Source organism: Commensalibacter sp. A3DC, assembly GCF_047307945.1.
GTDB classification, from domain to species: Bacteria; Pseudomonadota; Alphaproteobacteria; order Acetobacterales; family Acetobacteraceae; genus Commensalibacter; species Commensalibacter melissae.
This window is the reverse complement of sequence record NZ_JAXOQA010000002.1, coordinates 24,016-39,226: the sequence shown is the minus strand read 5'-3', so window position 1 is coordinate 39,226 and position 15,211 is coordinate 24,016. Positions and strand designations below refer to the sequence as shown.

Genomic DNA, 15,211 nt, shown 5'->3' with positions numbered 1-15,211 from the left:
TTACTCTTTATACAATATGATATTTATAAATACTTTCGAAATGATATTTTTCTTTTGAAAAAAAGCAAACTTATTGAATAAATGACAAAACTAAAAAAGCTGATCCAAAAAGATACTGGCAAGTCTGTATACCAAGAAGCCACTATACCACTCCAGGCCTCAAATAAAGCCAGGAAAATCGAAACCATAAGTGCCCGCCATATTGTCTTACCCCATTGCCTGGCAACAGCAGCAGGTCCAATCATCAAAGAAAAGGTCAAAAGAATACCGGTCACTTGAACACAAGCAACAGTTATGCAGGCAACCAGCATTAGAAAGACTATCGAAACCCATCGTAAAGAGATTCCTCTTGTCTCGGCCAAATCTGGTTGCAAGGTGGCAAATAACAAAGGTCGCATAAAAAATAGCATAACAGCTAGGCAAAATAATGCGAGACCGACAAGATCATATAAAATGACTGTATCAACCGCAAAAATATTGCCGAATAACAAGCTCGTAACTTGTGTCGCGTAATGGGTATAAAAATGAAGAAATAACAGACCTAAACCCATTGATGCTGACAGAACCAGGCCAATAGCGATATCACGATCCCTCAACTGTGGGCCTATAAAACCGATCAATCCACCAGCAAATAAACTGAAAACAAGCAGTCCGGCAAAAGGGGATATTCCCAACAGTCCCGCTCCTGTCGCCCCAGCGAACCCTATATGCGATAATGCATGTCCTGCAAAGGCCTCTCTTCTCAATAAAAGAAAATAACCAATAAACCCTGTCAATAAAGCCACAATCCCTGCAGCAGCAAAAGCATGATACATAAATTCAAGGGTAAGCATCCAAGAATATACTTTCGAATTTCTTAATTAAAGGATGTTGTTACAAAACACGTATTATTTGCCTTTATCACCTGTATTGGGAAACCATAAAGCTTCGTTAAAGTCTTTGCTGTAATGACATCCTGAACCTTACCCAGAATTGCTGATTGATTACCAATACATAATACCTGATTCATAACATGAATTAACGGATTTAAATCATGCGTTGACAATAAGACAGAAATTTTTCTTTCCTGCTGTATATTTTTTATCAAGGCAAGAATAACTTTTACCCATTTGGGATCCAAGTTATTAAAAGGTTCGTCCAGTATAATAAATCTTGGCTCCCCCAAAAGGGCTTGTGCCAATAAAATTCTCTGTTTTTGGCCTCCCGACATTTCCATCAAGGATAGATCAGCCAGATCCCTTGCCTCCACATCATCCAGAACCCGATCTATTTCCTGATGGTCTTTTCTTGCTAGAAACGGTAAACCCAAACGATTCCCATGGACAGAACTTGCAATAAATGATCTTCCCGTCAAATAAAAGCTATCCATATTTTGATACTGAGGGATATAGGCTATTTCCTTCCTTACCTGTCTTGGATGTTTTCCAAAAATTTTTAAGGTTCCTTGCTGAACAGGTAAAATACCTAAAATTGTTTTCATAAAACTTGTTTTGCCCGCCCCATTAGGACCGAAAACCCCTATAAACTGGGGTTCATCAATGCTAAAGGTTAAATCTGACAAAACAAGCCGGTTACCAAACTGGATACGCAGCTTATTGCAAGCGAGGATTGTCATCAGGGAATGCTCTGTGTTACCGCCTCAATTTTATCTAATGTCTGGTTAATCCATGTTTGATAAGAAAGAGAAACAGGCATAATCTCTTCAACACCAATTACAGGAATTTTATATATTGACGCCATTTTTTTCAAATGCTCTGTCGCGCCGTTACTGACCTGATTATTATAAAACAAGATTTTTATTTTATGGGTTTTAAAATCCTGGATAAATTGGGCTGTTTGCTGGGGAGTCGGTTCTCCACCGTTCATAATTACCCATTGATAGGATTCTTCCAATACCCTAAAGCCCATATGTTTGGCCATCAACCCAAAAACAGGTTCCGTAGCAGCCACGCTTAAATCAAGATGCTGAACACGAATTTTATGAATACGCCGATCTATACTGTCGATTTCATGCAAAAAATGATCACGATTATGCAAAAAAGAATTCTTGTGTTCAGGATCCTGAACGGATAATTTTTGCTCCAAATACCCAGCCAATTTCTTGACTGACTGAAGATCATACCATAAATGTGGATTACTACCATCAGAACGATTTAACAAATCCTGAATGGAGATAACCTTTCCGTTTTTTATTTCAACACGGGAAATTAGCCGATTGATCCAGTCATCATACCCTAAACCATTCATGATGATTAAATCAGCTTGACTTGTCATTCTGCTGATATGCGGGGTCAATTCAAATAGATGCGGATCTTGATCAGGATTATTTAAAATCACGTCAACCTTGACGTTATCACCCCCTATTTGTTGGGCTATGTCCCCGTACATATTTTCAGCAGCAACAATATGAACAACTTTGGCTTTTACATCATCATGACAAGCATAAAATAACAAAGCAAAAATACTTAATAAAATACTGAAAAAAAAATTGCCCTTGATTATGTCACCATTTTTCATTATTTAGAATGCCATTCCCCAACTTAAAATTAAACTGCTCACCAATTCCTATAATTCCCAGGCACCAATAATCATAATACTAAGCAATACAATTAGGGCCAGATGAAGAATCAACAACCATTTAATGGTTATAACTGGAACATAATACTTATCTCTTGGTTGCTGTAATTCCCATTTCATCGCCCTAATCCTAACCTTATTAATATTAATATTTCCACTTAACCTTATTCATTCAATTGAAACATTGTTAAAAAATCATGCCTCAATTGAATATCTTTTATCTTAATGCTTTAAGTTTTTCCTCTAATTGAGGGAGAATTTCAAATAAGTCGCCAACAATACCATAATCCGAAGCCTTGAAAATTGGAGCATCAGGATCTTTGTTAATTGCAACCACGATCTTACTGTCTTTCATACCCGCAAGATGCTGAATGGCACCAGAAATGGCTACTGCGATATATAATTCCGGAGCAACAATTTTCCCTGTTTGGCCAACCTGACAATCATTATTGATAAATCCGGCATCAACTGCAGCACGAGATGCCCCAATGGCGGCATTTAATTGATCCGCCACCTTTTCAATTAACACAAAGTTTTCACCGCTTTGCATACCCCGTCCGCCTGAAATAACAACACGGGCAGATTCCAATTCTGGTCTGTCCGATTGGGAAATTTGCAGTTCACAGAATTTGGATAATGATTTTTCTGAACCGGGAAAATTATCCAGAATCTCAATCTCGGCACTCCCCCCATCTTCAGCAACAGGAGCAAAAGCCGTTCCACGAACAGATAAAAGCTTTTTGGAATCATGAGACTTAACCGTTGCCAAAATGCTCCCAGCATAAATAGGTCTCACAAAGGTGGAGGCATCAATAATTTCGATAACATCAGATACAGGCTGTATATCCAACAACCCAGCAACACGAGGCAAAATATCTTTTCCTTCAGCATTTGCAGGAACAATAACCGTATCATAAGAATCGGCCAGAGATGCAATCAGATCTGCAGTTGGCTCTGCCAACATATGGGCATACACCTCATGATCAGCAACCAGCACCTTTGAAACACCAGCCAGCGCCACAGCCTTTTTCGTTATTGCTTCTAGGTTTTTCCCAGCTAATAGAACATGAACTTCCCCTAGTTTGGATGCGGCTGTAATCGCTGATCGGGTAATAGAACGAATTTGATCACCTTTTTCATAACTTGCCAAAACTAAAACGGTCATTCTTAAATTACCTTTGCTTCATTTTTAAGTTTATCAAGTAATGCATCAACGGAATCAACAATGACGCTTTCACGAGACGAAGAGGATTCTTTTACGGAAATAACTTCCAAATGTTTTTTTGCCTCAATTCCCAATTCACATAAAGCGACCGTTTCCAAAGGCTTTTTACGTGCTTTCATAATATTGGGTAATGATGCATAACGAGGTTCATTCAACCGTAAATCGGTTGTAATGACTGCTGGCAATGTTAGCTCAAGAATTTCCTGTCCATCATCGACTTCCCTGGCAATTTTTGCGTGTCCATTAGACAACTCCAGTTTACTGACAAAAGTACCCTGTCCCCATCCAAGTTTGGCAGCTAATATCTGCCCTGTCGCATTCATATCATCATCTGAGGCCTGTTTACCCATTAACACAAGGTCGGGTTTTTCCCTGTCCACAAAGTGTTGCAAGATTTTTGCAACGGTCAGAGACTCCACAGCCCTATCCGTTGTCACCAGAATTCCCCGATCCGCCCCCATTGCCATAGCTGTTCGCAATGTATCTTGGCATTTCGCTTCTCCTATGGAAACAACCACAATTTCCGAGACAATTTTTTTCTCCTTTAAACGAACAGCCTCCTCAACAGCTGTTTCATCAAAAGGATTCATGGACATTTTTACACCATTAATCTCAACATCGGATCCATCTGATTTTATCAGCGGTTTTATATTGGAATCAACAACCCTTTTAACCGGAACAATTACTTTCATAATGACCTTTCTCTATAATTACACATAATTAAATGATTTCTACATTCCCCCTGAATAATTGGGACCACTGCCACCTTCAGGTGTTTCCCAATCGATATTCTGTGTTGGATCCTTGATATCACAAGTCTTACAATGAATACAATTTTGTGCATTAATCTGTAATTTGGGTTCTTGATTCTCATGATCAGCATCAACAACCTCGTAAACACCGGCCGGACAATATCTTGTTTCAGGAGCCTTGAAAATATCCCAATTAACCGTTTTCCAAATTGAGGGATTTTTTAATTTCAGATGAACAGGCTGATCATCACGATGATCAATATTCGCCAAAAATACGGAAGATTCACGACTGAATGTCAATTTGTCATCAGGCTTTGGATAATCAGGTTTAACACATAAAGAAGCCGCTTTTAATTTATCGTTATCAGCCAAACGATGGCGAAAGGTCCAAGGCACTTTCCCCCGAACCAAGGAATCAAATCCCGTATACAATGTTGCAAACCTTGCACCAAATTTTGCAAATGCGGGACGAATATTCCTCACTTGATACAATTCATCATAAACCCAGGATTTACGGATACGAAATTGATAAATCATAGGTTCTGCTTGTTGTGTATTTAATGCCTCAACAATCGACTCAGCGGCAATCATTCCCGATTTCATTGCAGTATGCGTTCCCTTAATTTTTGGAACATTCAAAAAGCCTGCTGCATCTCCGATTAATAGACCACCAGGAAAGGTCAGTTTTGGAATGGATTGGTATCCACCTTCAGATAATGCACGGGCAGAGTATCCTATTCTTCTGCCTCCCTCTAAATATTTGCGGATAATGGGATGTTTTTTTACACGCTGCATTTCATCAAATGGAGAAAGCCAAGTATTTTCGTAATCCAATCCCAAAACAAAACCACATGAAACCAGATTACTGCCAAAATGATAAAGCCATGAACCACCATAAGTGCGATTGTCCAAGGGCCAACCAAAGCTATGCTGTATATATCCAGCCGAAAATTTTTCCTGTGGAATTTCCCATAATTCCTTAATTCCAATTCCGTATGTTTGTGGATCAACACCTTGACGTAAATTGAAATAGCCCATGAGCTTTTTGGATAAGGAACCACGACAGCCTTCTGCAAATAACGTATATTTTGCCCTTAGCTCCATACCTGGAACATAATTGCCTCCCTGGCTGCCATCTTTTTCCAGTCCCATATCACCAGTCACTACACCCATAACTCGATTATTTTCAATTATGAGATCACTACCAGCAAATCCTGGAAAAATTTGAATGTCCATTGCTTCAGCTTCTGCGGCCAGCCACCGACAAAAATCACCCAAACTTCCCACATAATTTCCCTCATTGTTCATTTGAGGCATAATAGATTTAATAATGGGGATATTTATAGACTTGTCTTCATTCGGCAGATAAAAAAATGCCTCATGCTGAACCGACGTGTCTAAAGGGGCGTTTTTTTGCTGCCAATCTGGGATCAACTCATTAAGCGCTGTCGGTTCGATCACCACTCCTGAAACAATATGGGCACCAATTTCAGAAGCCTTTTCAATCAAACAGATCTCAAGAGATGGAAGTAATTGCTTTAATCGTATTGCCGCTGAAAGACCGGCAGGTCCTCCACCAACGATTAAAATATCGAATTCCATTTGCTCTCGCACAACCTCACCCATAATTCCTTAATCTCTCTTCTGCTGATATTTATCAAGTTGCAAATTATATATATCTTTAATCTTAATTAAAAAGACTTTATTCAATTATGAGGGAAATGCCAATTCATGTTTTGCACGCCAACTTGAATCTACATAATTTAAAATAAGGGTACGACGCACTCCCTTGATAGGTCGCTTTTCAAAACCATGCCAGGTATTTTTAGCGGGAATAAATAAAAATGCTGAATTGAAAACGCCCGAGCTTCTTCCCAAAGACTGACCTTCCTCATTCATGATATCGGTCCCCCATCCCTTGGCCCCTTCTGCAGTGGACAAAGAAAGCAAAAAGGTTAATTTCTTTGCCCCAATATCTGTATGTGGTTCCAACCAGAACCCATCAGTATCAAGGCATAATTCCAATCTTAACCAAGTATTGGAAAGATCACCACCTGTTAAATGAGAGAAAGCAGAACGAATTTCCTCTGAATCAAAAACTTGCGCCAAAACCGCACAGGCGGGATCCTCCCTCTGTTTTTGCCGGGTTACAAATACACGATCTTTATTATGATTTTCCCTTTTGCCCTTCACATCACCGGCAATAGATCTTGAATCGGGCATCCAGTTCAACAGAGAATCACAAATAAACAAAGGCAAGACATTCGTCATTGTCCAATAGGAATATGGCAGCGAATGATAATCAGCATGATCAATTACGTTTTTGATATCTTGTTTAGTTTGCTTTATCTCTTCTACAAGTTGCATAATTTTTCTTTCACCTAAATCGCCTGCGCATGGCGATGGGGAGCTGCACGGTAATAAGCATCAAAAACCACGGCGATATTTCGTAAAAAGGGACGACCTTCTTCTGTCACTGTAATTTCATTATTACGAATAATAACCAGACCATCCTCTTCGAAGCTGCGTAGCTTTTTAAGAAACTCACCTAATAAAGACGGATCTTGTTTATATTGACCAATCATTTTCTTTAAATCAACATGTAAGTCACACATTAACCGCTCAATTATTTCCCAACGGAACAAATCTGCTGTACTACGCTGTACCCCCCTTACAACGGGCAAGATATCGGACTGCTGCATTGCCTTTTGATAGCCATAGGAAGATGGCTGATTTTGAAAAATACCTTGCGGTAAAATTGAAATTGATGAAGCACCAACCCCTAACAGTGCTTTGGCTTGGTCTACGGTATATCCCTGGAAGTTGCGATGCAGTACACCTTTTTCCATTGCCTTACTCATAGAATCATGAGGCAAAGCATAATGATCAAATCCTATAGCCCGATAACCCGCTTTTTTTAAAACTTCATCAATAATCTGTCTCTGCTCAAAACGTTCAGCCGGATTGGGTAAGATTTCCCCCTCCAACAAAGTTTGGCGTTTAAATTTCCATGGGACATGTGCATAACCAAAAACAGCCAAACGATCAGGCCTTAACGTCACAATAGCTTCTATCGTTTCTCGAACACTGGCAGCTGTTTGATTGGGTAGACCATAAATCAAATCACAATTAACCGATTTTATATTTTTCTGCCTGACACGATCAATACAATCAGAAATCATTTCAAAACTCTGGATTCGACCGCAAGCCTTTTGCACTTCAGGAGCAATATCCTGAACTCCAAGGCTAACCCGTGTAAATCCAACAGTGGGTAATAATGCAAGATAATCCTCGGAGATATGTCTTGGATCTAATTCTATCGAAATATCGGCATCTTGCTGAACATAAAATAAGGATCGTATTGTTGACATTACCTTTTTCATCGCTTCAATCGGTAATGTTGTAGGAGTACCCCCACCAAAATGAGCAAAACTTACTTTACGACGCGATTTTAAAAGGGTTGCCAGTCGTTTCAATTCATCACATAGAAGATTACCATAAGCAACCCGCACATTAACTTGATGAACGACTTGTGTGTTACAGGCACAAAATTTGCACAACTCATCACAAAAAGGAACATGGATATACAAAGAAACAGGCTCTTCTTCAGGAAAAGCCTGCAACCAATGTTTATACTCGTTAAACCCGACACGCTCTTCAAACTGTACAGCTGTTGGGTAACTTGTATAACGCGGCACGTTTCCTTCATACCGCGCAAGACGGTCAAAGGAAACTTCGGGTTTCATGCCAATCTCCGCAATGAATTAAAAGCGATATCCAATACCCATACTTACAACGGTTGGATTCAAAGAAGTACGAGCATCAATTCTGTTAGGACTGTCATTAATGTGGGCACGTTGTTGTAAAAGAATCTGTTTTACATCAGCATTATAGAACCAGTTTCCAACAATCTGATAATCAAACCCGAAATTGAAAGATGGACCAACTGCTGTTTCAAGCCCCACTTTTTTGACAATACCCCCTGCAGGAGAGATATTATGCCAGAAAGCTACTGTCAAGCCAACACCTACATAAGGATTAAAGGCCTTATGAGGACGGAAATGCCATTGTGCTGTCAAGGTAGGAGGCAAAATCCATCCACTGCCCACATCCACCTTACCAAGACCCGGGACACCCTGCGCCTTGATTTCATGACGTGTACTTGCCGCAATTAATTCAAATGACAAATTATCCGTGACAAAATAATCAAAACTTAATTCAGGCATAACCTGGTTGGTTGCATTGACATGCCCTCCAACGGATGTTTTAGAACTTGTATTATTCGTGATAACACCCAATGCACTTAATCTGATGATAAAATCACCTTTACCCAAACCAATTCTGGTTACACCAGGACATGTTTTAAATAAACCACAATGAGGTTTTGGTTTTTTAGGTGGAGCATACATTGGAACTTCACGATACTGGATTTTTCCACTCCAGCCAGAAGCCCAGATTTCTTCTCTTCTCATAGGAATTGCCGTTGCTGGGGCAGTTGTGCTTGAAGCTGGAGCCAATGCTGGATTGGCAGCAGGAGTCAGATTAGGAGAAGCATAATGTTGTTGTGCATAGCCTGCGACTGGCGTAAACAAAAATGCACAGGTAAGAATACGACTTAATGATTTTTTCATTGTGATGAAACCTTACTGATCAAAGTAAAGATGAAATGATCAAATTAAATAGTTAAATGTTCTTTTTTATTAGGATCATAACCATTGATCAGGCAACCAGTTTCTAACAATATATACTTAAACAATACATAATGTGACCAAATAACAACAAATAAATATGTAATCTTTCGCAAAAAAATTAATTAGTTCCTGATAAAGCTTAACAAATTAGGATAATCATTATTTTAATAAGTATTTTTTTTACATATTATATTACAAATATATATTTGTAATATATCTTTAATTGTAATTAAATATTCGAAAATTCTTTGAACGAATCGGTTTTTGTTTGATTAAATTTTTAAATTTACAACAAAATCCAATCAGTTATTTTGCCCTTGGTAAAGAAACCACAAAAGAGGCGCCAATAACTTTTCCTGCATCATCATACCGGTTATAGGCACGAATTGACCCTTTCAAGGCAACCACAATTTGCCGACAAATTGATAATCCAAGACCTGAATGTTGCCCAAAATTTTCTCCTTGAGGTCGCTCTGTATAGAACCGTTCAAAGATATTATTTAATTTATTTTCAGGAATCCCCGGCCCCTCATCACTGACCATGATCTCCACGTTATCTTTGACTGCAACAGCCGACAAAATAATTCTTCCCTTTGATGGAGAAAAAGAAGATGCGTTTCCAATTAAATTCCTTAAAACCTGTACCAGTCTATCTTCAATTGCCAAAACAGAAAGCGGATATTTAGTATCGTCATTTTTCAGATCCACAACAATATAAGGATCATCTTCTTTCTGTGTAGCTGCATTGATATCAGCAAGCAAACGAAAAAGAGGCGCTACAGCAACAGCTTTTGGAGTCACCCTTGACATTTCAGATTCAATACGACTTGAATTGGCAATATCCGTTATTAAACGATCCAAACGTTTAACATCATCGGTAATAATAAATAATAACTGTTGACGATGTTTATCATCTTTTATTCTTGGTAACAATTCAATTGCAGAACGAATGGAAGACAAAGGATTTTTTAGCTCATGACTGACATCAGCCGCAAAACGCTCAATTGCATCCATCTTGGTCCATAACTCTCTTGCACTATCCTGAATTGCCCTTGCCAGATCACCGATAACATCTTTTCGGATCAAAAGGGAATCAGGAATCATTCTGTTTCGTCCCGTAGATTTATGAATCCTGTAAGCGGAATTAGCCAAACTCAGTAAAGGTTTTGCAATAGTCAAAGACAAGTACCAAGATAATAGGACCGTTATTGCCAAGGCAACTAAAAATAGAATCAAAATTGATGCACGCACAGAAAATAGCGCCTGATCGATATCCTGTGCCTCTCTTGTCAGTTCAATAATACCTACAAGCTGGTTCTGATGGATGATAGGTTCAGATACGGTAATCAACAAACGATAATCAACTGTTCTACGAATATAAGGGGGAGCTTCGTAATTATTTGATAATTCATGCAGCTTAAATGTCTGATTATCATAAGGTAAACTATCTGGATCGGCACCCATTTCAAGAAACTCAATTCTTCTTGCATTCGTATAGGGAAGCCAACTTAAAAGATGATCATAAATCTGTTCTAAAAAGCCGTCATAATTTAAATATTTATTTTTATTACTCTCACCAAATACGGTTATTTTTTTCTGTGTATCCTGCTCTGTATTTGAAAAAACTGAATTATCAAGTCGATTATCTTTATGAGATCTATATATTTTTTTTCTTTCATTTTGACTGTCAATAACCAGTTTCCCATTAACGGCATAAACACGTGCACGTACACGTGGACTGGGGTTTGTTAGGCTTAACAAAAGAGGTCTGGCCAATTCAACAGATAAAGATTGATTATTCCGCTGTTCTGGCACCAGAGCATAAAAATCCAAGGATCGAAAAAAAACATCATCCTTAATCTTCTTGATTGCACTTTGGCTGAGTGCTCCAGCATAAATTTTTGCCTGCTCCCGTAAAACATTGATTTCTGTTTCCAACAGGCTATTCTGAAATTGATTCAAATAAAGAAGTGTAACAACCAAAACCACAAGAGGAAGCGTATTAACCAATAATATCCTCTTCATCAGAGGAGAAAAAAAAAGTTTCCTAAATCTTCTATCCTCCAAAGGGTAATGACGATAAAAAAAACCAAAGAGTTTATAGACTTTTCTAATCTTCTTTGTAACGATATCCAATGCCATACAACGTTTCTATTTTATTAAATTCAGGATCAATCTGACGAAATTTCTTGCGGATACGTTTAATATGACTATCTATTGTTCTATCATCAACATAAATATTTTCACCATAGGCAGCATCAATCAACTGATCCCTTGATTTTACCAGACCGGGCCGTGTTGCCAATGCTTTGGTCAATAAAAATTCAGTTACTGTCAATTGAATATCCTGGTCATGCCAACGACATTGATGGCGCATATCATCCAAGGTTAAAGCACCACGAACAACCAAACCGTTATTGATCCCACCATCATTTTCAGCCTTATTGACTTCATGACGCCTTAACAAAGCACGAATACGCTCCAGAAGAAGACGCTGGGAAAAAGGTTTAGTGATATAATCATCTGCCCCAAGGCGCAACCCCATTAACTGGTCAATTTCCTCATCCTTGGAAGATAATATTATCACGGGAATTTGGGAACGGTTACGCAGTCTCTGCAACAATTCTATTCCATCCATCCGAGGCATCTTAATATCCAAAACCACCAGATCAACAGGACGTGATAAAAGACCTTGCAACGCACTTTCACCATCCGTATAGGTCTGAACAATAAAACCGTCAGCTTCCAGCATCATAAAAACAGAGGTTAAAATATTACGGTCATCATCAACCAATGCTATGACATGTTTCCCTGCTTCCACCTGTTACACTCCACCAATCCATTAAAAATAAATCAAAATCTTATATAAATATGCTAGAATAAAGTTAAATAGAAAATAAATTATAAAATCAATTCCAAAGGTTAATTTCTGTATCTTATTTGCTCTATTTCATTCGTATTTCTTGTAACTTTCAAAAAGTTTATTAAAATAGATCTGTCTTAAATTTTGTAAGGATACCGATCTTATCCAATATCTTTTACAATCTTTTTAACAGAATAAAACAAATTTGGTTATTATGACAAAAGAAGAAAATTTACACACCAATACAGAAAATAGCTCTGTTCCTGATCAGGAACAAGATTCACGGGGTCATGAAACTATTTTCCCACAAGAGGAAAACGGCACGGAATCTTCAGATTCCTCTTCCAACCAGAATAGTGAAGTTGACAAGTTGAAAAATGAACTGCAAGCCATGAAAGATCAGTGGATGCGTTCAGAAGCCGAAAATCAGAATCTACGCAATCGCCATAAAAAAGAGCTTGAAGATACACGCCTGTATACTGTACAGAAATTTGCTCGTGACATCGTAGAGACAGCCGAAAACCTGCGTCGCGGCATTGATAGCTTGCCAAAACCAGCTGAGAATGAAGATCCAATGATTACAAAAATGCGTGAAGGTTTTGAAAGTACTGAACGTTCATTTTTAAAAATTCTGGAAAAAAATGGTATCAAATGCGAAGATCCGACAGGCAGTCCATTTGATGCAAATAAACATCAAGCAATGGCAGAACAACCATCTGATGAACACCCTCAGGGAACCATTATTCAAAGCTGGACACCAACATGGACCCTAAACGACCGTCTGTTAAAACCAGCCATGGTTGTCGTGGCCAAATCTCCTGAAAACACATAATGCAGATATTAAATAACTAAATTAATTAGCTGACTTCCATTAATTAAATGTGTATAATGGAGCTGTTCAAAAGGTTTCTTGAAGATTTCACTAAAGAAACTTATATAATGGTAACAAGTCATAACTGTAACCTCGCCATTATTGGGGGTTAATGTTTAATGACCATGATTTTTAAAAAAGGACTTTTAGAAGGCGCTTCGGGTCTTGTGAAAGTTGCTATTAGGAGATGAATTAAATGAGTAAAGTTATTGGTATTGACCTTGGTACAACAAACTCCTGTGTTGCTATCCGTGAAGGTAATGAAACCAAAGTAATAGAAAATAGTGAGGGGGCCCGTACTACCCCTTCAATGGTTGCTTTCACTGAAAACAATGAAATGCTTGTTGGTCAATCAGCAAAAAGACAAGCTGTCACCAATCCAACAAATACATTTTACGCCGTAAAACGGTTAATTGGTCGTCGGTTTGACGATCCGACTGTAAGCCGTGACAAGGGGTTGGTTCCCTATTCTATTGTCAAAGGTGAAAATGGCGATGCATGGGTTGAAGCCAGAGATAAAAAATACGCCCCTTCACAAATCTCTGCATTCATTTTAGGTAAAATGAAAGAAACAGCAGAAGCATATCTGGGCGAAAAAGTAACACAAGCTGTCATTACTGTTCCAGCTTATTTTAATGACGCGCAACGTCAGGCAACCAAGGATGCCGGTAAAATTGCTGGACTTGATGTTCTTCGTATTATCAACGAACCAACAGCCGCCGCGCTGGCCTACGGTTTGGAAAAGAAAAATAGCGGCACCATTGCTGTATATGACCTAGGTGGTGGTACTTTTGATATTTCTGTTCTAGAAATATCTGATGGTGTAATTGAAGTTAAATCAACCAACGGTGATACTTTTCTTGGTGGTGAGGATTTTGATGCTCGAATCATTGATTTCTTGGCTGATGAATTCAAAAAAGAACAAGGAATTGACCTTCGCAGTGATAAACTCGCCTTACAACGTTTGAAAGAGGCGGCTGAAAAAGCAAAAATCGAACTTTCCTCTTCAAAAGAAACGGAAATTAACCTTCCATTTATAACCGCTGATGCTTCCGGTCCAAAACACTTGGTCATTAAACTAAGCCGTGCAAAACTGGAAAGCTTGGTTGATGATCTAATCACCAAAACCCTAGAACCTTGTAAGGCAGCGATCAAGGATGCCGGATTATCAGCAAATAATATTGATGAGGTTATTTTGGTAGGTGGAATGACCCGTATGCCAAAAGTCATCGAGGTCGTCAAAAGCTTCTTTGGCAAGGAACCCGCCCGTAACGTTAACCCTGATGAAGTCGTTGCAATTGGTGCTGCCATTCAAGGTGCTGTTCTTAAGGGGGATGTTAAAGACGTACTGTTGCTTGACGTTACTCCTTTATCCCTTGGAATTGAAACACTCGGAGGTGTTTTCACACGTTTAATCGATAGAAACACAACCATTCCTACAAAGAAAAGCCAAACCTTTTCTACAGCAGAAGACAACCAAAGTGCTGTTACCATCAAGGTTTACCAAGGTGAACGTGAAATGGCGGCAGACAACAAGTTGCTTGGCAACTTTGATCTAACAGGAATCGCACCTGCACCACGTGGAGTCCCACAAATTGAAGTAACATTCGATATTGATGCAAACGGTATCGTTTCTGTATCCGCCAAGGATAAAGCAACCGGTAAAGAGCAGCAAATTCGTATTCAGGCTTCTGGTGGTCTGTCTGATGCCGATATCGAAAAAATGGTTAAAGATGCTGAAGCGAATGCTGAGGCAGACAAGCAGAAGAAAGAAATGGTTGAAAGCAGAAATCAGGCAGATATGATGGTCGCCCAGGTAGAGAAAAACCTGCAAGAGCATGGTGACAAGATTGATGCTTCAACAAAATCAGATATTGAAGCTGCCGTAGCCGATGTTAAAAGCAAAAAAGAAGGTGATGATTTGGAAGCCCTAAAATCATCAACTGAAAAACTTTCCCAGCTTTTAATGAAAATCGGTGAAACCATTTACAAAGCAACCAATGATGCAAATGCAGCCGCAGGGGCTGCTGGAGCAGAAACTGCAGATCAAGCGGGTTCCTCTGCAAAGCCAGAAGAAGACATTGTTGATGCTGATTTTGAAGATGTCAATCATAATGACAAAAAATCTAGCTAATGGGTCAATGCCTATTAAATAAGATATATTAACCAATTTGATATGTCATAAGAAGTCAAGCCCGTCCTTTCAACAAAGGCGGGCTGCTTTTTGTTACG

The 15,211-nt window shown here is 38.9% G+C and carries 14 protein-coding genes; 2 read left to right on the top strand and 12 right to left on the bottom strand.

Annotated elements, in window-relative coordinates; all coding sequences use genetic code 11:
• Positions 1 to 23: 23 nt before the first annotated feature.
• From U0839_RS00445 to U0839_RS00390, 12 genes are all read right to left on the bottom strand, one after another.
• The gene (locus U0839_RS00445) at positions 24 to 833 is read right to left on the bottom strand and encodes a metal ABC transporter permease (RefSeq protein WP_155566101.1); all 810 of its coding nucleotides are present in this window, start codon (positions 831 to 833) and stop codon (positions 24 to 26) included.
• A 23-nt stretch (positions 834 to 856) separates the two neighbouring features.
• Complete coding sequence (locus tag U0839_RS00440) at positions 857 to 1,615, bottom strand: metal ABC transporter ATP-binding protein (protein WP_155566102.1); 759 nt, start codon at positions 1,613 to 1,615, stop codon at positions 857 to 859.
• Complete coding sequence (locus U0839_RS00435; RefSeq protein ID WP_413549860.1) at positions 1,615 to 2,517, bottom strand: metal ABC transporter solute-binding protein, Zn/Mn family; 903 nt, start codon at positions 2,515 to 2,517, stop codon at positions 1,615 to 1,617. Before U0839_RS00435 ends, U0839_RS00440 begins: the two co-directional genes overlap by 1 nt.
• Before the next feature lie 48 nt (positions 2,518 to 2,565).
• A complete protein-coding gene (locus tag U0839_RS00430; protein ID WP_255412377.1) occupies positions 2,566 to 2,697 on the bottom strand; it encodes a hypothetical protein in 132 nt (43 codons plus the stop codon).
• 97 nt (positions 2,698 to 2,794) lie between these two features.
• A complete protein-coding gene (locus U0839_RS00425) occupies positions 2,795 to 3,742 on the bottom strand; it encodes an electron transfer flavoprotein subunit alpha/FixB family protein (RefSeq protein ID WP_155566104.1) in 948 nt (315 codons plus the stop codon).
• 2 nt (positions 3,743 to 3,744) lie between these two features.
• Positions 3,745 to 4,494, bottom strand: a complete 750-nt coding sequence (locus U0839_RS00420) for an electron transfer flavoprotein subunit beta/FixA family protein (RefSeq protein ID WP_155566105.1) — start codon at positions 4,492 to 4,494, stop codon at positions 3,745 to 3,747.
• 39 nt (positions 4,495 to 4,533) lie between these two features.
• Positions 4,534 to 6,180 (bottom strand): electron transfer flavoprotein-ubiquinone oxidoreductase, encoded by a 1,647-nt coding sequence (locus U0839_RS00415; RefSeq protein WP_155566106.1) that lies wholly within the window; start codon positions 6,178 to 6,180, stop codon positions 4,534 to 4,536.
• An 84-nt stretch (positions 6,181 to 6,264) separates the two neighbouring features.
• Positions 6,265 to 6,921, bottom strand: a complete 657-nt coding sequence (locus U0839_RS00410) for a 2OG-Fe(II) oxygenase (protein WP_155566107.1) — start codon at positions 6,919 to 6,921, stop codon at positions 6,265 to 6,267.
• 14 nt (positions 6,922 to 6,935) lie between these two features.
• On the bottom strand, positions 6,936 to 8,300 hold the full coding sequence (gene hemN, locus U0839_RS00405) for an oxygen-independent coproporphyrinogen III oxidase (RefSeq protein ID WP_155566108.1): 1,365 nt from the start codon (positions 8,298 to 8,300) through the stop codon (positions 6,936 to 6,938).
• Between the two features lie 18 nt (positions 8,301 to 8,318).
• Positions 8,319 to 9,185 (bottom strand): OmpW/AlkL family protein, encoded by an 867-nt coding sequence (locus U0839_RS00400; protein ID WP_110439197.1) that lies wholly within the window; start codon positions 9,183 to 9,185, stop codon positions 8,319 to 8,321.
• A 366-nt stretch (positions 9,186 to 9,551) separates the two neighbouring features.
• Positions 9,552 to 11,312 carry an ATP-binding protein gene (locus tag U0839_RS00395; RefSeq protein WP_370533624.1) on the bottom strand — a complete coding sequence of 587 codons (1,761 nt, stop codon included), beginning with the start codon at positions 11,310 to 11,312 and terminating at the stop codon, positions 9,552 to 9,554.
• 43 nt (positions 11,313 to 11,355) lie between these two features.
• On the bottom strand, positions 11,356 to 12,066 hold the full coding sequence (locus U0839_RS00390) for a response regulator (RefSeq protein WP_198196655.1): 711 nt from the start codon (positions 12,064 to 12,066) through the stop codon (positions 11,356 to 11,358).
• Between the two features lie 256 nt (positions 12,067 to 12,322).
• Between U0839_RS00390 and U0839_RS00385 the strand changes: the two genes are divergently transcribed.
• Entirely contained in the window at positions 12,323 to 12,940 is a 618-nt protein-coding gene (locus U0839_RS00385) for a nucleotide exchange factor GrpE (protein WP_155564735.1), read from the top strand.
• Between the two features lie 235 nt (positions 12,941 to 13,175).
• A complete protein-coding gene (gene dnaK, locus U0839_RS00380; protein WP_122124196.1) occupies positions 13,176 to 15,113 on the top strand; it encodes a molecular chaperone DnaK in 1,938 nt (645 codons plus the stop codon).
• Positions 15,114 to 15,211 lie beyond the last annotated feature (98 nt).